General features: G+C 67.7%; 15 protein-coding genes. 7 read left to right on the top strand and 8 right to left on the bottom strand.

Annotated features, from left to right (window positions below; genetic code table 11):
- The first annotated feature begins 111 nt into the window (after positions 1–111).
- On the top strand, positions 112–1323 hold the full coding sequence (locus GGQ98_RS03805) for an acetyl-CoA C-acetyltransferase (RefSeq protein WP_184065339.1): 1212 nt from the start codon (positions 112–114) through the stop codon (positions 1321–1323).
- Positions 1324–1501: 178 nt separating this feature from the next.
- The gene (locus GGQ98_RS03800) at positions 1502–3685 is read left to right on the top strand and encodes a 3-hydroxyacyl-CoA dehydrogenase NAD-binding domain-containing protein (protein ID WP_184065497.1); all 2184 of its coding nucleotides are present in this window, start codon (positions 1502–1504) and stop codon (positions 3683–3685) included.
- On the opposite strand, the gene GGQ98_RS03795 is transcribed toward GGQ98_RS03800, so the two are convergent.
- The gene (locus GGQ98_RS03795; RefSeq protein WP_184065336.1) at positions 3673–4305 is read right to left on the bottom strand and encodes a glutathione S-transferase family protein; all 633 of its coding nucleotides are present in this window, start codon (positions 4303–4305) and stop codon (positions 3673–3675) included. The genes GGQ98_RS03800 and GGQ98_RS03795 overlap by 13 nt on opposite strands.
- Positions 4306–4518: 213 nt before the next feature.
- Here GGQ98_RS03795 and GGQ98_RS03790 point away from each other — a divergent pair, with 213 nt between their 5' ends.
- Positions 4519–5088: a GNAT family N-acetyltransferase gene (locus tag GGQ98_RS03790; protein WP_184065333.1), complete on the top strand. Its 570-nt coding sequence runs from the start codon at positions 4519–4521 to the stop codon at positions 5086–5088.
- Here GGQ98_RS03790 and GGQ98_RS03785 read toward each other — a convergent pair.
- From GGQ98_RS03785 to GGQ98_RS18765, 4 genes are read right to left on the bottom strand one after another with little or no spacing between them, the layout of a single operon-like run.
- Complete coding sequence (locus GGQ98_RS03785) at positions 5018–7045, bottom strand: hypothetical protein (RefSeq protein ID WP_184065330.1); 2028 nt, start codon at positions 7043–7045, stop codon at positions 5018–5020. The two genes, GGQ98_RS03790 and GGQ98_RS03785, sit on opposite strands and share 71 nt — an antisense overlap.
- Complete coding sequence (locus tag GGQ98_RS03780; RefSeq protein WP_184065327.1) at positions 7042–9570, bottom strand: DUF4159 domain-containing protein; 2529 nt, start codon at positions 9568–9570, stop codon at positions 7042–7044. Before GGQ98_RS03780 ends, GGQ98_RS03785 begins: the two co-directional genes overlap by 4 nt.
- Positions 9570–10397 carry a DUF58 domain-containing protein gene (locus GGQ98_RS03775; RefSeq protein WP_184065324.1) on the bottom strand — a complete coding sequence of 276 codons (828 nt, stop codon included), beginning with the start codon at positions 10395–10397 and terminating at the stop codon, positions 9570–9572. The genes GGQ98_RS03780 and GGQ98_RS03775 overlap by 1 nt, the downstream gene beginning before the upstream one ends.
- Positions 10394–11386 (bottom strand): AAA family ATPase, encoded by a 993-nt coding sequence (locus tag GGQ98_RS18765; RefSeq protein ID WP_341534126.1) that lies wholly within the window; start codon positions 11384–11386, stop codon positions 10394–10396. The genes GGQ98_RS03775 and GGQ98_RS18765 overlap by 4 nt, the downstream gene beginning before the upstream one ends.
- A gap of 65 nt (positions 11387–11451) precedes the next feature.
- On the opposite strand from GGQ98_RS18765, the gene GGQ98_RS03765 reads away from it, so the two are divergent.
- Genes GGQ98_RS03765 through GGQ98_RS03755 form a run of 3 tightly spaced genes read left to right on the top strand, consistent with a single transcriptional unit; the run spans position 11452 to position 13795 of the window.
- A complete protein-coding gene (locus GGQ98_RS03765; protein WP_184065321.1) occupies positions 11452–12003 on the top strand; it encodes a DUF1285 domain-containing protein in 552 nt (183 codons plus the stop codon).
- Positions 12000–12602 carry a CoA pyrophosphatase gene (locus GGQ98_RS03760; RefSeq protein WP_184065317.1) on the top strand — a complete coding sequence of 201 codons (603 nt, stop codon included), beginning with the start codon at positions 12000–12002 and terminating at the stop codon, positions 12600–12602. The genes GGQ98_RS03765 and GGQ98_RS03760 overlap by 4 nt, the downstream gene beginning before the upstream one ends.
- Complete coding sequence (locus tag GGQ98_RS03755; protein ID WP_184065315.1) at positions 12599–13795, top strand: CCA tRNA nucleotidyltransferase; 1197 nt, start codon at positions 12599–12601, stop codon at positions 13793–13795. Before GGQ98_RS03760 ends, GGQ98_RS03755 begins: the two co-directional genes overlap by 4 nt.
- Here GGQ98_RS03755 and GGQ98_RS03750 read toward each other — a convergent pair.
- The 3 genes from GGQ98_RS03750 to recO form a co-directional block, all read right to left on the bottom strand.
- A complete protein-coding gene (locus GGQ98_RS03750; RefSeq protein ID WP_184065312.1) occupies positions 13736–15565 on the bottom strand; it encodes a putative bifunctional diguanylate cyclase/phosphodiesterase in 1830 nt (609 codons plus the stop codon). The genes GGQ98_RS03755 and GGQ98_RS03750 overlap by 60 nt on opposite strands.
- 153 nt (positions 15566–15718) lie before the next feature.
- Positions 15719–18004: a DNA topoisomerase IV subunit A gene (parC, locus tag GGQ98_RS03745; RefSeq protein ID WP_184065309.1), complete on the bottom strand. Its 2286-nt coding sequence runs from the start codon at positions 18002–18004 to the stop codon at positions 15719–15721.
- A gap of 39 nt (positions 18005–18043) precedes the next feature.
- Entirely contained in the window at positions 18044–18769 is a 726-nt protein-coding gene (gene recO / locus GGQ98_RS03740; protein WP_184065307.1) for a DNA repair protein RecO, read from the bottom strand.
- A gap of 59 nt (positions 18770–18828) precedes the next feature.
- On the opposite strand from recO, the gene GGQ98_RS03735 reads away from it, so the two are divergent.
- Positions 18829–19650 (top strand): arylamine N-acetyltransferase, encoded by an 822-nt coding sequence (locus GGQ98_RS03735; RefSeq protein WP_207791239.1) that lies wholly within the window; start codon positions 18829–18831, stop codon positions 19648–19650.
- Positions 19651–19662: the final 12 nt, after the last annotated feature.

The following is a 19662-nucleotide window of genomic DNA, read 5'->3' as shown; positions in this document are numbered from 1 at the left end:
GCCCCGTCGTCATGCTGAACGTGTTTCAGCATCCATACGGCGGTGCTTGAGGAAACGGCCTATGGACCCTGAAACGAGTTCAGGGTGACGGCAGAAATTGAAAGGTGCGAAATGGCCGAAGCCTATATCTACGATGCCGTCAGAACCCCGCGCGGGCGCGGCAAATCGAACGGCAGCCTGCACGAGATCACCCCGATCCAGCTTGCGACGCAGGTGCTCGCCGCCGTGCGCGACCGCACCGGCATCGACACCGCCGACGTCGACGACGTGGTGCTCGGCTGCGTCGCCCCGATCGGCGAGCAGGGATCGGACATCGCGCGCCTCGCGGTGCTGAACGCCGACTATGCGCAGACCACGGCAGGCGTGCAGATCAACCGTTTCTGCGCCTCGGGCCTGGAAGCGACCAACATGGCAGCCGCCAAGGTGATGGCGGGTGAGGCCGAGTTCGCGATCGGCGGCGGCGTTGAATCCATGTCGCGCATTCCGATGGGCGCCGACGGCGGCTCGTGGGCGATGGACCCGGCTGTCGCGCACAAGCTGTATTTCGCCCCGCAGGGCATCGGCGCCGACCTGATCGCCACCAAGTACGGCTTTTCGCGCGACGACGTGGATGCCTACGCGGTGGAGAGCCAGAAGCGCGCCAAGCGTTCGTGGGACGAGGGCCGCTTCGCGCGCTCCATCGTGCCGGTGCGCGACGTGATCGGCGAAGTCGTCCTCGACCGCGACGAACACATGCGGCCCGAAGCCGACATGCAGTCGCTGGGCAGCCTGAAAGCCAGCTTCACCGACATGGGCGAAACGATGCCGGGCTTCGATGCGATCGCGCTGCTGCGCTATCCCGAGGTCGAGCGGATCAACCACGTTCACCACGCGGGCAACAGTTCGGGTATCGTGGACGGCGCGGCGGCGATCCTTGTCGGCACCAGGGAAATGGGCGAGAAATACGGGCTGAAGCCGCGTGCGCGCATCCGCGCCATGGGTTCGGTCGGCTCCGAGCCGACGATCATGCTGACCGGCCCCGAGTTCGTTGCGCAGAAGGTGCTGAAACGCGCGGGCATGGACACGTCCGACATCGACCTCTTCGAACTGAACGAGGCCTTCGCCAGCGTCGTGCTGCGCTACATGCAGGCGCTGAACATTCCGCACGACAAGATCAACGTGAACGGCGGCGCCATCGCGATGGGGCATCCGCTGGGCGCCACCGGCGCCATGATCCTCGGCACCGTGCTCGACGAGCTGGAACGCACGGGCAAGGGCACTGCGCTCATCAACCTGTGCGTCGGCGCGGGCATGGGCACCGGCACGATCATCGAGCGTATCTAGGCATGACGCTTGCCGCATTAAATCTCCCCTCCCTCTTCAGGGGAGGGGCCGGGGGTGGGGCCTCTCCTCAAACGCAGCGCCGGGCGGAACCGCCCCACCCCAACCCCTCCCCTGAAGAGGGAGGGGCTTTCACGATTTCATCACCGGCCGATCGGTTGGGAAGGGACAGAATATGACCATGGAAACCATCAAATACGACCTCGACGCCGACGGCATCGCACTGTTCACCATCGACGTGCCCGGCCAGTCGATGAACGTCATCACCGCCGAATTGACGCGCGATTTCGATACGATGATCGCGATGATCGAGAAGGACGAGGCCATCAAGGGCGCCGTCATCACCAGCGGCAAGGCCAGCGGATTCATGGCCGGGGCGGACCTGAAAGGCATGGGCGAGATTTTCTCGTCGGGCGGCATTTCGGGCGGCGGCGAGAAATCGAAGATGGCGCGGCTGTTCGACAGCGTGTTCACGCTGAACGTCCTGTTCCGGCGGCTGGAGACGAGCGGCAAGCCGGTGGCGGCGGCGATCAACGGCCTCGCGCTCGGCGGCGGGCTCGAACTCTGCCTCGCCTGCCACTACCGCGTGGTTGCGGACAATCCGAAGGTTCAGCTTGGCCTGCCCGAAGTGCTGGTCGGCCTGTTTCCCGGTGCAGGCGGCACGCAGCGCCTGCCACGCCTGATCGGCATTCAGGCGGCCTCCATGTACCTGCTGCAGGGCAAATCCATGTCGCCGCAGGAAGCGCTGGGCTTCGGCGTCGCGAACGAGATCGCGCCGGCGGACGAGGTGGTGGCGAAAGCCAAAGCGTGGGTGAAGGCGAACCCGACCAAAGGCGTGCAGCCTTGGGACCAGAAGGGCTTCAAGTTCCCGGGCGGCGCGGGCCAGTTCAACCCGGCATTCATCCAGACCTTCGTGGCCGGCAACGCCATTGCGCTGAAAACCACGAACGGCAACATGAACGCGCCGCACGCGATCATGTCCGCCGTTTATGAAGGCGCGCAGCTGCCGATGGACACGGCGATCCGCGTGGAGAGCAAGTATTTCGCCAGGGTCGTTGCCGATCCGCAGGCGGGCAACATGGTGCGCAGCCTGTTCGTCAACAAACAGGCCGCCGAGAAGGGCGCGCGTCGCCCCAAGGATGCCGCCAAGGCGCCGACGAAGAAGCTCGGCATGCTCGGCGCGGGCATGATGGGGGCGGGCATCGCGCTCGTTTCCGCGCGCGCCGGGATCGAGGTCGTGCTGCTGGATCGCAGCATCGAGGCGGCGGAAAAGGGCAAGGCCTATACCGCCGACAAGCTCGGCAAGAAAATGCCCAAGGAGAAGCTGGACGAAATCCTCGCACGCATCCACCCGACGACCGATTTCGCGGACCTCAAGGGCTGCGACTTCATCATCGAAGCGGTGTTCGAGGACCGCGCCATCAAGGCGGAAACGACGCAGAAGACCGAAGCCGTTTTGGGCGCGGACACGATCTTCGGCTCCAACACCTCGACGCTGCCGATCACCAGTCTCGCGAAGGCCTGGACGAAACCGGAAAACTTCATCGGCGTGCACTTCTTCTCGCCGGTGGAAAAAATGCCGCTCGTCGAGATCATCGTCGGTGAGAAGACCGGGTCGGATGCCATTGCAAAGGCGCTGGATTATGTCGCGCAGATCCGCAAGACACCCATCGTCGTCAACGACAGCCGCGGCTTCTACACCTCGCGCTGCTTCGGCACCTACACCGCCGAGGGTTCAGTGATGGTCGGCGAGGGCGTGAACCCGGCGCTTGTCGAGAACATCGGCAAGCAGATGGGCATGCCGGTGGGTCCGCTCGCTGTGTTCGACGAGGTTTCGATCGAGCTTGGCCACAAGGTCATGCTGCAGGCGAAGAAAGATCTCGGCGATGCCTACAAGGCGACGGCGGCCGATGACGTGATCGAGAAGATGGTCGCGCTGGGCCGCATCGGGCGCAAGGCGGGCAAGGGCTATTACGACTATCCCGAAGGCGGCAAGAAGGCGCTTTGGGCCGATCTGGGCGCGACCTTCGGCCAGAAGCCGGATGCAGAGCAGCCCGCGTCGGGCGAAGTGAAGACGCGACTTGTCTATCGCCAGCTTGTCGAATGCGCGCGCTGCTTTGCCGAGGGCGTGCTGGAGACGCCCGAGGACGGCGATCTCGGCGCGATCTTCGGCTGGGGCTTCATGCCGCACACCGGCGGGCCGTTCAGCATGATGGATACCGTGGGCCTCGCGGAGGTCGTGCGCACGCTCGACCGGCTGACGCAGCAGTACGGCGAACGCTTCGCGCCGCCGCAGCTGCTGCGCGACATGGCCGCGAAGGGCGAAACCTTCTACGGCAATGCGCGGCTGAATCAGGCCGCGTAGCTCGGGCGATCCGTCACCTCGGCGTGCCAGCGCAGCGTGTTCGCGTGGTTTTCGGGGATGCGCACCTTGATCCAGCGCGCGAAGTCGATCGCGACGATCGCGCTGATGTCGGCGACCGTATAGCGGTCGCCCGCGACGTAGGGGCTTTCGCCGAGGCGCTGGTTGAGCATGGCGAAGAAGCCGGGGAGCAGCAGGTGCCCGCGTTCGGCAAGCGCGGGGATCTGCGCGGTGTCCGGCCCGCCGCCGGGCTGCGCGCGGTTCGCGAACAGCGGCTGCGTGTTGCGGTAGACTGACGCGATTGCAAGCATCCCGTCGAACTCGATGCGGCGCTGCCAGGATTCGATGACGGCGATTTCCTTAGCATCGCGGCCCATCAGATTGGGCTCGGGATGCAGCGCCTCGAAATAACGGCAGATGGCGATCGATTCGTCGATCACCGTGCCGTCATCGAGCACCAGCGCCGGAATCACGCCGCGCGGATTGACGGCGAGATATTCGGGTGTGCGGTTGCCGCCCTCTGCGACGTTCACCTCCTGGATCTCGATAGGGATGCCCTTTTCCGCCAGAAAGATGGTGACGCGGCGCGGATTGGGTGCGCGGGGCATGCCATAGAGCTTCATGAAGGATTTTCCCTGTCCTGGTTTGAAACGTGATTGCACGAGGCCACATTCTCGTTTATGCGCGCAACCCGCAGTAAAAAACAGGTATTCCGGCGCATGACATTCGAGGTTCGAGGACTACGACGAGGGTAGACGCCGCGCGAACGATGCGGCGCGGACGGCGCATGGCCGTTCTTCATCCTCCTGTCACTTGAATGCTTGAAAGTTCCGCACATGAACATCGTGCCCGCCAGCGCCCGGCACGGCGCTGCCATTGAAGTCCTTCTCGACGAGGTTTTCGGTTCCGACCGGCATGGCCGCACCGCCTATCGCCTACGCGACGGCGTGCGCCCGCTGGAAGGGCTCAGCTTCGTCGCGCTGGCGACGGACGGCACGCTCATCGGCTCGATCCAGCTCTGGCCGGTCGCGCTTGCGGCGGAAAGCGGCGTGCATGCACTCACCCTGCTCGGGCCCGTCGCGGTGACGAAGCGCCTGCAGGGCACAGGCATAGGGGTGGCGCTGATCGAAACCGCGATTGCCCGCGCCGACGCGATGGGGCGCGGCGCGATCGTGCTGATCGGCGACCCGGACTATTACGGACGCTTCGGCTTCACGGCGGAGCCGACAGGCGCGTGGACCGTGCCCGGCCCGGTCGAGCGGCACCGGCTGCTCGCGCGGCTGCCTGAAGGCCATGCGCTGCACACGGCCGGAACGCTGGGGCCTGCAAAGGCGCTCAGCGCCGTTCGCGCCACCACGCCAGCACGAAAAGGCCCGCCGCCAGCAACAACGCCGGCAGCGGCATAAGCAGCGGCTTTTCATCCACCGCGACGATCGCTCCGGCGCGGTTTTCCACAAGGCCGAGCCAACCGGGTCCGGCGGCGGCATCGCCCGGCGTGATGCGGCGAACGCCGGGCTGTCCGTCCTGAAGCAGGTAGCTGCCGCCGCCCGACGCCTTGACGGGCCCGGAAAGCGGGGCTTCGCGGGGGCGGACCTCGGCGAACTCGGCGCTGTCGCCGGCCAGCACGTAACGGATGCGCTCGCCCGCCGCCACGCGGTAGAGCCCGTCCGCGCCGACCGTGACGGCGGCGCCCGTCACGCCCTCGCCGCGCGGCGCGAGCGGGATGCCGCGATCGCGGTCTGATGGATCGGTAAGGATCGCGGCTTCCGGCGGGGCGATGCCGCGCGCGGTGATATCGATGCGGCGCCCGGCGGCGCTGACATCCAGGCGGTTCTCGTCCAGATCAGGCTCCTGCATCAGCCAGTGCGCGATGCGGCGCAGCAGTTCGGCATGCGGCCCGGCGCCGTCGACCCCGCGCGACCACCACCAGACATTGGTGGACGCGATGAGCCCCACGCGCCCGCGCCCGACACGGTCCAGAATGACGAGCGGCTTGTCCTGCGCGCCCGACATCAGCACCTCGCCCGTCGGGGTCATGTCGCTCTGCGAGGCCCAGCGGCCCCACGCATCGGTGCCCCATATCTTCGGCAGCTCGGACGTGACGGGATGGCGGCGGCCCGTGGGCGTCAGTACCGGACGGAACGGCGCCTCGATCCCCGGCCCTGCGGTGCGCGCGGGGAGCACCGGCGCAAGCTCGGTCGCGGCAAGTCCGCCTTCGCCCGCGAACTCCTCGCCGGTGACGACGAGCAAGCCGCCGCCCGCCTTCACGCGCTCGCCGAGATCCTGGAAATAGACGGGCGACAGCAGCTCCGAGAGGCTGAACCGATCGAAGATGATGAGATCGAAATCGCCCAGATGCTGCTCGAACAGCTCCTCGACCGGGAAGGGGATCAGCGACATCTCGTCGGGCGGTGTCGTGTCGAAGCTCGTCGGCAGGCGCAGGATCGTGAAATGCACGAGATCGATGTTGGAATCGCTCTTCAGAATGTCGCGCCACACCCGCCCGCCGGGGTAGGGGACACCCGAAACGAGCAGCACGCGCAGCCGGTCCGTCACGCCGTTCAGGCGCACCAGCGCGCGATTGTTCACAAGCGTCGCCTCGCCGCCCGTAAGCGGCGCGACCGACAGCGCCATTTCGATCGTGCCGCGCCGCGTGACGGGAACGGAGAGGCGCACCGGCTCGCCGGTTCGCACGGTGCGCTCGGTGGTGCGCCCGCCCGCGATCGACTCCGTAAGCGTCGCGGTGCCCGGCGGCGCGTTGCCGTCGTCGATGCGGATGATGACCTCGGCGGGCTGGCCGACGACGCTGTAGCTCGGCACGCGCTCGACGATCAGGCGGCGGTCGGGCGTATCGGGATCGCCCGCGATGAGGTGATGCAGCGGCACATCGGCGGGCAGAAGGCGCGGATCGGGCGCATCCGCCGAGATGCCGTCGCTGACGACGACGACGCCCGCGAGCCGCCCGGCGGGCGCGTCCGATGCGGCGCGCTCGATGGCGGCGGCAAGGCGTGTCGGTTCGCCGGGCGCCTGCGGAACGGGAACGACGCGCCATTCGACCCCCGGCGAAGCGCGGCGAAGCGCGGCGAGCGCGGCGTCCGCCTCGCGCGTGCGGTTCCCGATCCCCATGCTTGCGGAGCGATCGATGACGGCGACGGCCACATCGGGCTTCACGGCACGCCGTTCCTGAAACCGCACCGGGTTCGCGAGCAGCAGGAGCAGCACGGCGGCGATCAGCGCGCGCGGCCAGAACAGCCGCGGCGCGCGCCACAGCACGAGCGCGAGCCCGGCGGCGAACAGCACGCCGATGACGATGACGCCCCACCACGGCAGGAGCGGCGCGAAGCTGATCGCGTGCTGCGTCATCGCTGCGGCCCGCCCATGCGATCGAGCAGCGCACGGGTGTGAACCTGATCGGCCTTGTAGGTTCCGGTGAGCGCGTACATCACCAGATTGACGCCGAACCGCAGCGCCTGTTCACGCTGCGCTTGGCTGACGACACGGTCGCCCGACCAGAGCGAGGCCCAGTCGCCGCCGCCGATGACGACGCCGGAGACGTGGCTGTCTTCCCCCTCGCTGCCCGCCTCCGCCCACACCGCGCCGCCCGCATGGGTGCTGAGCAGGTAGAAGCTGCGCGAGAGCACGTGTTCGCTGCCCACCTCGCTGAGCGCCGGGAGGCCGAGCGGTTCCAGCAAATCCCGCGCGCCGCTTCCCGCACCGAGCGGCCGCCCGAAATCGAAGAGAACGAGGCCCCCGGCGGCGATGTAGGCGCGCAGGCGGAGCGCGGCGGCCGGAGACATGCTGCGGACGGTCGCGGCGGGCCAGTACAGCACCGGATACGCGCCGAGCGGATCGCGCGCCGGATCGACGGCGGCGGGCTTGCCGGGCGAGACGGAGGTGCGGCGCGTAAGCGTTTGGCCAAGCGATTCGAGGCCGCGCGCAACGCCCGCGTCGGTCGCGGCGCTGCCCGTGCGGACGTAGGCGAGCTGGAGATCAGCGGCGTGTGCAGCCCCCGGCGCGAGCATGACGAGCAAGGCGGCGCCGAAGGGCACCAGTACACCGCGCAGACGCAGCGCGACGAGAATATCGACAAGCGCGAGCAGCACGGCGGCGAAGATCAGCCATGCGCCGATATCGAGCGGCGGCGCGGCTTCGACCGCAGGCCTGAGGCCGTCGGTCGCCAGCGGCGCGAAGCTGAAGCGCGGGCCGAGCGCGCCCGCGAGGTTGACGATGCGCCGGGCGTCGCCGCTGCGGTAGAGGCCGGGCGGAGTCGCTGCGCTCGCCGTCGCCGCATCGATACGCGAGGCCGGAATGGTGACGGGCCGTTCCGGTTCCTGCCATTGCCCGCGCGCGCCGAGCATGCGTTCGAGCACCCAGGGTTTCGCGCCCGCGATGTCGATGGATGCCGGATTCGCCCCCAGCGGCAGCAGACGCCGCAGCATCGCCTCGAACAGTCCGCTGAGCGGCAGGGTAGACCACGACGGATCGGCGGCGGTGTGGACGAGGATGAGCAGCCCCGCGCCCCGCCGCGCCGCGCTCACCATTGGCGTGCCGTCGGCAAGCCACGCCCAGCGCATCGCATCATTGTCGGATGCGGCGAGAAGCTGGCGCGAGATGCGCGCTTCCTCTGGAATGGCGAGGCCCGCGAGCGGACCCGTCTCTTCAAAACCGCCGATCGCCTGCGGCTGCTGCCACGACAGCACGCCGCCGAGCGCCCGCGCCCCCGCACGCAGCGGCACGGGCGAGAGCGCGCTGCCGTTTTCGGCGATGCGCGGCCCGGCGAAAAGGATGACGACGGCGCCCTTCTCGACACGATCGAGCAGGGGCTTGGCCTGTTCGGGTTCAGCGGCGACATCGGTGAGCACGAAGAGTGTTGCGGGATCATCGGCGGCGTCAGCGATCGTGCCCGCCCTGACATCGGCGTGTGGCTCCAGCGCGCGGCGCACGTAGTAACCGCCGGATTCGAGCGGCGGCGCGTTCGACGGGCCTTCCACGACGACGACGCGCGGGCGGGCCGCGCTGCCATCCGCCAGCCAGATCGCCTGCGCGCTGCTTCCGGCGGTGAGGCGGCTCACGTCTGCCCGCTCGGACGCGTCGAGCCGGATGCGGAACGTCGCGACGTCGCCGTCGAAGACCAGCGGCTCGCTGAAAAGGGTTTCGCCCCGGCGGCTGCGGAAGCGCAGCGATGCCGACGCAAGCCCCGGCGGCGCGACGATCTGGCCGCTCCAACCCTCGTTGGTGCGTCCGGCGGCGCGAATCGCGGGCTCCGTGGGGGGCAGTGCGAGAAGCTCTGCCCCTGCCAGCGCGCGGCGCAGGGCGGGGGCGTCTGCATCCTCGACGCCGTCGGAAACCCACAGGAACGCGGCGTCTTCGGGAAGCGCGGCCGCGCGGCGCGCGCGCTCGGCGGGCCACGGCAAGGGACTGAGCGCGGCGAGCTGCGCCTTCGCGGTGGGGGCGTCGACCCAGTGCGCCGCCGGAACGGGGCCGTCGAATGCGGTCGGCAAAACCGTGAATCGCGTCGTGTCCGGCAGCGTTTCGATACGCTCGGACGCGGCGGTGACGAGCCGATCCCACTGCGAGGCGGCGGACCAGCCGTTGTCGATCACGATTGCGAGACGGGCGGGCGGCGCTGTTGCGGGGGTCTGCTTCCAGATCGGCCCGGCAAGCCCGGCGATCAGCAGTGCGACGATGCCGATTCTCAGCAGAACCAGCCACCAGGGCGGCGTCGCGGCAGGCGGCGGCGGAATTTCGGCATTGTCGAGCAGCACGATCGAAGGCAGGCGCACACGCCGCACGGCGGGGGGCAGGCGGCGCAGCAGGAACCAGAGGAACGGCAGCGCCAGCCCGGCGGCGAGAAGCCACGGCAAGGCGAAGCTGAACGCGCCGCCCATCAGGCGGTTTCCCGCAGCCAGCGGGCGATCTGCGCGGCATGAGCCGCTGCATCCTCGCCTGTTACCACCTCGACGAGGAACCAGCCGGGACGGTTGCAGGCGTCGGCGAGCCGGGCGCGGTGCGCGGTCCACGCGGCGGCATAGGTTTCGCCGAGCGCTTCGGCGCGGCCCGCTTCGAACGGACGGTCGCCGGGCTCGACCGCGTCAAAATGCACGCGCCCGGTGAAGGGAAAGGCGATCTCGGCGGGATCGGCGACGGCGATAACGACACCCTGCGCACCGGCGGCGGCGGCAGGCGCGATCCAGTCGAGCGCGCGCGGCCCCAGGAAATCGCCTGCCGCGAGCACGATGTCGGCGGGGCCGGGGGCATCAAGCCGGGGCGCGTCGCCCGGGCCTTGCGGGGCAAGCAGCGTGTCGCCCCGCAGCGGACGGGGATCGGGCGGGAAGCAGCACGTCTCTCCGGCTTCGTGCGCCGCGAGCCCGAGCGCGGCGATCACCGTGTCCGCGAGGGCCTTCTTGCGCGGCAGCGCTTCATCCGAAGCGTAGTCCATCGAGGCGCTGGCGTCGGACCAGAGCCACAGCCGCACAGGGTCTTCGCGCTCGCGTTCGCGCACATACAGCTCGTCGCTGCGGCCCGATCGCCGCCAATCCACCTTGTCGGCAGCCTCGCCGGGGTTCAGCATCCGGTACTGCCAGAATTCGGCGCCCGGCCCGGCCACGCGGCGGGGATGCGCGCCCGCCTGACGCGCGGCGCGCGCGCGGGCACGCGCTAGACGCAGCGGGCCGATCATGGCCGCGATGCGTTCGGCGTCCTGCGGCGTACTCACTCCAGCCCGGATTCGACCGCCCGGATGAGATCGGCCGTGCTGCGCCCTTCGCTGCGCGCGCCGAAGCCGAGCTGGACGCGGTGGCCAAGGGCAGGCTGGAGCAGCGCGGCGACATCTTCCAGCAGCGGCACCGATCGTCCTTGCAGGAACGCGCGGGCGCGCGCCGCCGTGATGAGCGCCTGTCCGCCGCGCGGCCCCGGCCCCCACAGCAGGCCGGGGTTTTCCGCGCCCGGCCGCAGGCTGCGTACGGCGCGAAGGATGGCATCGACCACGCCTTCGGGCACGGGCATGTGCGTCAGAAGCGTCTGCGCCTCGATCAGATCGGCGGCGCCGAGAACCGGCTCGGGTGCGGGGTCTTGGGCACCCGTGGTGGCGACAAGAATGGCGCGCTCGTCGGTGAGCGACGGGAAATCGATATCGATCTGCAGCAGGAAACGATCGAGCTGCGCTTCGGGGAGCGGATACGTGCCTTCCTGCTCGATCGGGTTCTGCGTGGCGAGCACGTGGAACGGACGGGGCAGGGGCCGCGCCGTGCCCGCGACGCTCACCTGCCGCTCCTGCATCGCCTCCAGCAGCGCGGACTGGGTCCGCGGGCTCGCCCGGTTGATCTCGTCGGCCATCAGAAGCTGCGTGAAAACCGGCCCTTCGATGAAGCGGAAGGCGCGGTCGCTGCCCTGCGACTGTTCGAGCACTTCGGCCCCGAGAATGTCCGAAGGCACGAGATCGGGCGTGAACTGAACGCGGCGCGTATCGAGCCCGAGCACCGTGCCGAGCGTCTTCACGAGGCGTGTTTTGGCGAGGCCGGGCAGGCCGACGACGAGCGCATGACCGCCCGCGAGCAAGGCGACGAGCGCAAGTTCGACGACGCGATCCTGCCCGATGATGGTGCGGGCAATCTCGGTGCGGGCGTCGGCAAACGAAGCGGCAAGCGCATCGAAGCGCGCTTCGGCCTGCTTGATGTCGAGGGGAGGCTTGGGTTCGGTGTTCACAGCGCTCTAATACAAAGGGGGATCAGGGTTACAATCATCGCTGCGCGCGATAAGGGTGGCAAGCCATGATCGACACACGCGCCACCCTGGACATACCGGCAACGCTCGCCGAGATCGCGCAGGCAGCGGCGGAGCGAACGCTTCCGCCGGTCGAAAGCTGGCATCCCGAGCGCACCGGCGACAGCGAAATGCGGATCGCGCGGGAAGGCACGTGGTTCCATCAGGACGCGCCGATCCCGCGTCCCGAGATGGTGCGGCTGTTTTCGACCATCCTGCGCCGCGAGCCCGACGGCGCGCATGTGCTGGTGACGCCCGCCGAAAAGCTGACCATTCTCGTGGAGGACGCGGCATTCATCGCGGTCGCCGTGGCGAGCGAGGGGGAAGGCGAGGCGCGCCGTCTCGGCTTCACGCTCAACACGGGCGATCCTGTGATCGCCGGGCCGGGGCATGCGATATTCCTGCGCGACGAGGCGCCGTACCTCCACGTCCGCGCCGGGCTGGAGGCGCGCATCGCGCGGCCGGTCTATTACGAACTCGCCGACATCGCCATCGCCGAGGGCAGGGATCCGGCGGGCGTGTGGAGCGAAGGCGCCTACTTCCCGTTGATAGACGCATGAGCGCCGACCTCGACTGGCTGCGCACCCGCCTGCGCGCCTATGAACGCATCCCCGGCCATCTTCCGCAGTTCGGCGATGACATCGACAATTTCGACACCGACCTGCTCGGCGCGCTGACCCCCGCTGCCGTACTCGTCCCCGTGATCGCGAGGCGCGAGCCGACGCTGCTGCTCACCAAGCGCAACGCCAAAATGCGGCGGCATGCCGGTCAGGTGGCATTTCCCGGCGGTCGGCTCGACCCCGGCGAGGACGCCGTGCGCGCCGCCTTGCGCGAAGCCGAAGAGGAAACCGCGCTGCCGCCGGGCGATGTGGAGGTGATCGCGCCCATCGACGACTACGCGACCGGCACCGGGTTTCGCGTTACGCCGGTGGTGGGGATCATCCCGCCGGACCTCGCGCTCACCCCGCACGAAGCGGAGGTCGAAAGCCTGTTCGAGGTGCCGCTCGCCTATGTGCTCGACGCTTCGAGGCACGAGCGCCGCACCGCGGAATTCAAGGGGCGCGAGCGCACCTTCTACGTGATTCCCTGGAGAGACGGCGACATCTGGGGCGCGACGGCGGGCATGGTGGTGAACCTCGCGCGGATTCTGACGCGATGACCCGAAAGCTGCCCCCACCGGCATGGTCGACGACGGCAGGCGGGGCCGCCGTCCTCCGCGCGCTCGATGCCGAAAACGGTACGACGCGGCTGGTGGGCGGCGCGGTGCGCGATGCGCTGCTCGATCTGCCCGTGACGGACGTGGACCTTGCGACCGCGCTCTCCCCGGCGGAGGTGACGAAACGGCTGGAGGCGGCCGGTATTCAGGTCGTGCCGACGGGCATCGCGCACGGCACGGTCACTGCGGTGACACCCGATCTCATCATCGAAGTGACGACATTGCGGCGCGACGTCTCCACCGACGGGCGACGCGCAACCGTAAAGTATACGGCTGACTGGCGCGAAGACGCAGCGCGGCGCGACTTCACGATCAACGCGCTCTATGCGCGGCTGCCCGGCGGCGACATCGACGACTGGTTCGGCGGACTACTTGATCTACATGAGGGCCGCGTCCGTTTTATCGGGGAGCCGCTCCAGCGGATTGCCGAGGATCATCTGCGCATCCTGCGCTTCTTCCGCTTCCACAGCCGTTTCGGACGCGGCGCGCCGGACGCGGAGGGGCTGGCGGCGTGCGCGGCGCGCGCCAACGATCTGATGGCGCTGTCTCGCGAACGCATTCGTGACGAACTGTTCCGCATCCTTGTGCTGCCGCGCGCGGCGGAGACGCTCGCGCTGATGCTGGCGCTGGGCATTCTGAAGCCGGTTCTGCCCGAAATCGTGCCTGAGTGTGTTCCGCATCTCGCGGCACTCGCCGGACGCGAGGCGGCCTGGGGTGTTGATCCCGACCCGATCCGGCGCTTTGCCGCGCTGTTGCCGCAGCGCGAGGGGCTGGGAGCGGAATTCGGCGCGCGGCTGAGACTGTCTCGGCGCGATACGGCGCGACTGGACGCGCTGGGTGTCGCCGATCCGGCGTTGCCCGGGGATCCGTTTACTGCGGCCTATTTCAGGGGCGTCGATGTGGCGCGCGATCGGCTCCTGTTGCTGGGCGAGGACGCCCGCGCCGCGTGGGAAGCGCTGGCGGACTGGCGAAAGCCGGCGATGCCGGTGAGCGGCAAGGATATCATCGCGCGCGGCATTTCGGCCGGCCCGGAGGTCAGCCGGCGTCTGCAGCGTTTCGAACGTGACTGGGTGGCTTCAGGATGTCCTCTCGATGCTGCGCGCATCGATGATCTGCTTGCCGCCGCGCTTGCGTGACGGGCTGTAGAGCCCGGTTTCGAGCAACTTTTCGGCGCCCCTCGCCGCCATCGGGCGCGCGAAGTAAAACCCCTGAGCCATGTCGCAGCCGAGTGCGCGAAGCCGATCCGCCTGGCCCTCCTCCTCGACGCCCTCCGCTACGGTTCTCATGCCGAGGTTGCGCGCGAGCGCGATGATCGTGGTGACGATCTTGTAGCTGTCGTCGGATTTCAACATGCCCGCGACGAACGACTGATCGATCTTCAGCACATCAATCGGCAGCTGCTGCAGATAGCTGAGCGACGAATAGCCTGTGCCGAAATCATCCATCGCGATGCTGAGATCAAGCTGCTTTAGCTTTGTGAAGATCTGGCGTGCCAGCTCGGGATTTTCGACGATGGCGCTTTCGGTAAGTTCGACCTTGAGCGCGCTGCCGGGGATCCCGGAGTTCGCCAGCGCGGCTTCCACGGCGCCGACGATATCGTCCTGTGCAAGCTGTAGCCCCGACACGTTGACGCCGACAATGAGGTCGGCTGCATTGGGGCAGCGCTTGCGCCAGTCGGCGATCTGCATGCAGGCGGTTTCGATCGCCCAGCGGCCCAGCGGCACGATGAGCCCGGAATCCTCGGCAATGGGTATGAAGTCGGCCGGTGAGATCATGCCGCGTTCCGGATGATTCCAGCGCGCGAGGGCTTCGAAGCCGGCAAGGGTGCCCTGCTCGAGATTCACGTAGGGCTGGAAGGCGAGTTCCAGCTCCTGTCGTTCGATCGCCTTCCGGAGGTCGGCCTCCATGCGGAACATGTCGCGCGCGACGCTGTGCGCGCTCGACTGGTAAATGGCGATTCCGCCGCGCCCGCGCGACTTGGCGGTGTGCAGCGCGAAATCCGCATCGCGGATCATGTCTTCGGAATACCGCCGCGACGAGAAGGTCGTTGCGATGCCGATGCTCGACGAAACGAAACACTCGCCGCCCGAGATGACGAACGGCGACTTGAGCGCACTCTGAATGCGCTCGACGACGCGGATCGTGTCTTCGGGCGCATCGATGTTCTTCACGAGTATCGCGAACTCGTCGCCCGCGAGGCGTGCGAGGCAATCGTTGGCACGGATGCAGGGCAGCAGGCGCCGCGCCATCGCCGCAAGCAGCTCGTCGCCGACGATGTGACCGAGATTTTCGTTGATGCGCTTGAACCGGTCGATGTTGATGATTGCGACCGCGAGGTGCGATTTCATGCGACCTTCAAGGGCTTCTTCCAGCTGCTCGATAAACAGTACGCGATTCGGAAGGCCTGTGAGCGCATCGTTCAGCATGGTTTGCTTGAGATTGCGCTCTGCCTGGATTTCGGGAGTGCGGTCGCGAACCGCGATGACAACGCGCGCCGGACTGTCTCCCACGAGCGGGAGCGGTGAGATGTGTGCCGAGAGGTGGCGCTGACGCGGACTTTCGGAAACCGACCAGTCGATCTCGCGCTTGGCGCCGCGCGCGTCCTGCAGCAGCGATTCCACGGCGACCCCGATACGCGGGTTCTCGTTCAGCAGCCGGATACGCGGCAGGCTGAGCCCGATGAGCTGGTTGTGCGGATAGCACGCCCAGTTTTCAAAGGTGGCGTTGGAAGACAGGCACAAGGGAACGCCGTCCGGCCCGCTCTGGAATATAAGTACACCGACGGGGAGCGTATCGATGACACCCTGAAGCATGGCTTCTTCGGCTGCGGCGGCGGCGGCAGGTTCAACCCTGCCGATGCGGTTTGCCGCCGAACCTGCCGCTTCGATCGCGCGTTTCGACTGCATCATTCCCTTCACTTGCAACTCGGCCGGCTGAGTCTCCGGCTTCAAATCACGCGAAGCCGGCACCGGTTCTGAAGGGAATGGCACGCACGAAATTAAGGACCCGTAAAGCGCAGTTATACTTTCGAAATAAAGTTAACCCTGGTCGGGGATATCTCAGTCGAAGCGGTTGCTCCGCGGGAAACCCATCGGCGGCAGGCGGCCGACCTGTGCGCGCGCGCCCATCCAGTTCGCAAGATCGGTCTCGGTGCGGGTGCGGCCTTCCTTGCCGCCCATCGTCCAGGAAAGCCCGTCCGCAAGGCGGAACGGCAGGGCGTCCGAGAGCCCGCCGTCGCGGTATTTCTGAAGCGCGACACCCTGGCCGCGTACCATGACCGGGATTTCCGCGATGGGCACGATCAGCAGCTTCCGGTTCTCGCCGATAAGCGCAAGATGATCGTGGGCCGCATCAATGGCCCTGATACTGTGCAGCCGCACCCCCTTCTTGAACGTCATTACCTGACGGCCCTTGCGGGTTTCCCCGAGAAGGTCTTCGTTGGCGGCAATGAAGCCGCGCCCGTCGTTCGCCACGAGCAGCACACGCATTTCCGCCCGCGCGGTAAGGACCGCGGCAATGGCGGCATCACCCTCGATATCGACGAGCAGCCGTAGCGGCTCGCCGAAGCCGCGCCCGCCGGGGAGCTTGTCGGCGCCTACGGTGTAGAAACGGCCGTTGTCGGCGGCGATGAGGATCTTGTCGGTGGTTTGCGCGTGGAAGGCGAAGGCGGGGCCGTCCCCCTCCTTGAACTTGAACGCTTCGGGATCGCTGAGGTCGAGGTGGCCTTTCATCGCGCGCGCCCAGCCCTTGGCCGATACGACGACGGTGATCGGTTCTTTTTCGATCATCGCTTCGAGCGGGATCTCGCGCGTCGCCGAAGCTTCCTCGATTCGTGTGCGGCGGGCACCGAGCGCGGTCTCGAAGCCGTAGCGATCGCGGAGCACGGCGAGGTCGCGTTTCAGGCGCGTGCGCTGGCGCGCGGGGCTGTCGATCAGCGCGACGAGGCCTTCGCGTTCCTTTGCGAGATTGTCGCGTTCCTTGCGGATCTCCATTTCCTCAAGTCGGCGGAGACTCCTGAGGCGCATGTTCAGAATGGCTTCGGCCTGCCGGTCGTTGAGCCCGAACTCCGCGATCATCACCACTTTGGGTTCATCCTCGGTACGGATGATCTCGATGACGCGGTCGAGATTGAGATAGGCGATCAGGTAGCCTTCGAGAAGCTCCATGCGGTCGTCGATCTTCGCCAGCCGGTGGCGGGAGCGGCGCAGCAGAACGGTGATCTGGTGGCTGAGCCACTGGGTGAGCACCTCTTTCAGGCTCATCACCCGGGGCGTGCGCTCGGCATCGAGCACGTTGAGGTTGAGCGAAAAGCGGGTTTCCAGCTCGGTGAGGCGGTAAAGGCTCTCGATCAGCACATCCGGTTCGACGTTGCGGCTTTTCGGCACGATGACGATGCGGACGGCCTCGTCGCTCTCGTCGCGAACGTCTTCGAGGATGGGGAGCTTCCTGTCGGCGATGAGCTGCGCGATCTGCTCGATCAGCTTGCCCTTCTGCACGCCGTAAGGGATTTCCGTGATGACGAGCTGCCACATGCCGCTTGAGAGCTTTTCCGGCTCCACCATCCACTTGCCGGTGGCCGGGTCTTCACGTCCGGCGAAACGGGCGCGAACGCGGAAGCTGCCGCGCCCGGTGGCGTAGGCTTCGCGGATGCTGGCCGGACCATCGACGATGAGCGCGCCGGTCGGGAAGTCCGGACCTTTCACGTGTTCGAGAAGCTGATCGAGTTCAGCGCCGGGCTGATCGATCAGGAGCACGGCGGCGTCGATGAGTTCGGCGGCGTTGTGCGGGGGGATCGACGTTGCCATGCCGACGGCGATGCCGCTGGCGCCGTTGGCGAGCAGATTGGGGAACAGGCCGGGCATCACCTCCGGCTCTTCATCCTCGCCGTTGTAGGTTGGGCGGAGGTCGGTGGCGTCTTCGTCGAGGCCCGCCATCAGGTCGATGGCGACCTGCGTCAGTCGCGCCTCGGTATAGCGGTAGGCGGCGGCGTTATCGCCGTCGATGTTTCCGAAGTTACCCTGGCCGTCGACAAGTGGGTAGCGGAGGGAGAAACTTTGCGCGAGGCGGACCATCGCGTCGTAAACGGCGACATCGCCGTGCGGATGGTATTTACCGATGACGTCGCCGACGACGCGCGCGCACTTCTTGTAGCCCTGACCCGGATCGAGCTTCAGAAGCCGCATCGCCCAAAGCAGCCGGCGGTGAACCGGCTTCAGCCCGTCGCGCACATCCGGCAGCGAGCGCGCGGTGATCGTGGAGAGCGCGTAAACGAGATAGCGATCCGCCAGCGCGTCGCCGAACGGGGCTTCGATGATGTTCGATTCAGGGTCGAGAAGATCAGTCATGGGGAAGGGCGATAGCAGGCCCGGAAGGGGGATGCGAGCCTATCGACGCAGGCGTGCCTCGATCCTGTCCCGTGCGGCGGTGAGGGTGGCGGCGCGGCGTCCGGTGAGGAGGTCGCGTTCGATGAAATGGCGGGCGATGAGAAGCGCCTCCGCGACGTCATCCGCGCTCGCCTTGCCGCCGCCCGTGATGAATGCAGGCAGCCGAAAGAGGCGGTCCGCATAGGGCGCGCCCGCTCCCGCGCTGACGGCGCGGCCGGTTTTCGGGGAGACGAAGGCGAGGTCGTGCGTCTGCCCCGTGGCGGCGCAGGCGGAAAGATCGAGGCCGAAGCCAAGTTCGGCAAGCAGCAGCATCTCGAAACGCGCGAGCGCGGCGAGCGTGACGAGCGGATCATCCTGAAGCTCTGCGAGGTCGAGCACCGATTCCAGCGTCGCATGAACGCGCGGGTAGGGGTGGCCTTCCGGAAGCAGCGTCGCGGCAAGCCCGGCCAGCCACTCGACGAGCGCGAGCGCCAGCGGATCGAAGGCGAGCGCGGCGCGCGAGCGCACGATTTCCACGCTCGCGCGCGCCAGCTGCGTGTCGCTGCGTCCGTCGATGCGGACGCGTACGCGCGTGCCGGGCGCAAGCGCGGGACGCAGGCGCTGCGAACGCCCGCCGGGCACATAGGCCGCCACGAGGCCGGACTCCGCCGTGAGGAAACGCACGACCGCGCCGTTCTCGCCGTGGGCAATGGCAGCGCAGACGAGGGCTTCGGCATCCAGATGCATTGGCGGATCATCGCCGAGGCGCTAGAGGCGCGTCAAACGATATACGGGGGAGGTGAACCGTGCTGACCGAACTGACTCCGGCACACATGGACCGCTACTGCGCGCGTATCGGCGTGCCGCGCGCGGGCGCCCCCGATCTTGACCGTCTCGCCGCGTTCCAGCGCGGGCATGTGCGCGCCTTCACATGGGAAGTGCTCGACGCCTTCATGGGCTGGCCGAACGCGATCGACCCGGCGGCGGCGTTCGACAAGATGATCGGCGGCGCGCGCGGCGGCTGGTGTTATGAAATGAACGGGCTGCTGGGCGCGGCGCTGTCTGCGGCGGGATTTCAGGTCACGCGCCTGTGCGGCGGCGTGCGCCGGGCCGATCTGGGCGACGGCGTGGTGGGGAACCACCTGACGCTGCGCGTGGATCTTGAACAGCCGTGGCTGGTGGACGGCGGCCTTGGCGATGCACCCGCGCGGCCGATCCCGCTCGCCGTCGGCGACCATCGCCACGAATTCCACGATTTCGGCATCGAAGCGGCGGATGCCGACTGGCTGCGTTTCCGCAATCACCGCTTCGGCGCGGCGCCGAATTTCGATTTCAAGGCTGATTACACCGACGAGCCCCGGCTCGCTGCCCAGCAGGCCTGGCTGATGGCGGACGACGGATCGCCGTTTCGAAACAACCTCGTGGTGATGCGTCACTTCGACGGACGCATCGAATCCATCGTCAACCGCACGCGCCGCACGGTGACGGCAGACGGCATGACGACGGAGGCGATGAAGAACGCGGACGACCTCGCCGCCGCGCTCGGCGGCGTGTTCGGGCTGGAAATACCGGACGTGGCGGCGGTTTGGGCGAAGGTGGAGACGCTGCCGAAGGGCGAGTTCGAGTAACCGCCCACGACA

It is taken from the genome of Sphingosinicella soli (assembly GCF_014199685.1).
GTDB classification, from domain to species: Bacteria; Pseudomonadota; Alphaproteobacteria; order Sphingomonadales; family Sphingomonadaceae; genus Sphingosinicella; species Sphingosinicella soli.
The sequence above is the reverse complement of the archived record's forward strand: the minus strand, read 5'-3'. Positions and strand labels throughout refer to the sequence as shown.

Excerpts from the sequence above, each read along its gene's own strand:
- GGQ98_RS03755 (WP_184065315.1), top strand. The coding sequence starts at position 12,599 with ATGACCCGAAAGCTGCCCCCACCGGCATGGTCGACGACGGCAGGCGGG.
- GGQ98_RS03750 (WP_184065312.1), bottom strand. The coding sequence starts at position 15,565 with ATGCAGTCGAAACGCGCGATCGAAGCGGCAGGTTCGGCGGCAAACCGC.
- GGQ98_RS03785 (WP_184065330.1), bottom strand. The coding sequence starts at position 7,045 with ATGACGCAGCACGCGATCAGCTTCGCGCCGCTCCTGCCGTGGTGGGGC.
- parC (WP_184065309.1), bottom strand. The coding sequence starts at position 18,004 with ATGACTGATCTTCTCGACCCTGAATCGAACATCATCGAAGCCCCGTTC.
- GGQ98_RS03795 (WP_184065336.1), bottom strand. The coding sequence starts at position 4,305 with ATGAAGCTCTATGGCATGCCCCGCGCACCCAATCCGCGCCGCGTCACC.
- GGQ98_RS03760 (WP_184065317.1), top strand. The coding sequence starts at position 12,000 with ATGAGCGCCGACCTCGACTGGCTGCGCACCCGCCTGCGCGCCTATGAA.
- GGQ98_RS03765 (WP_184065321.1), top strand. The coding sequence starts at position 11,452 with ATGATCGACACACGCGCCACCCTGGACATACCGGCAACGCTCGCCGAG.
- recO (WP_184065307.1), bottom strand. The coding sequence starts at position 18,769 with ATGCATCTGGATGCCGAAGCCCTCGTCTGCGCTGCCATTGCCCACGGC.
- GGQ98_RS03790 (WP_184065333.1), top strand. The coding sequence starts at position 4,519 with ATGAACATCGTGCCCGCCAGCGCCCGGCACGGCGCTGCCATTGAAGTC.
- GGQ98_RS03800 (WP_184065497.1), top strand. The coding sequence starts at position 1,502 with ATGGAAACCATCAAATACGACCTCGACGCCGACGGCATCGCACTGTTC.
- GGQ98_RS03805 (WP_184065339.1), top strand. The coding sequence starts at position 112 with ATGGCCGAAGCCTATATCTACGATGCCGTCAGAACCCCGCGCGGGCGC.
- GGQ98_RS03780 (WP_184065327.1), bottom strand. The coding sequence starts at position 9,570 with ATGGGCGGCGCGTTCAGCTTCGCCTTGCCGTGGCTTCTCGCCGCCGGG.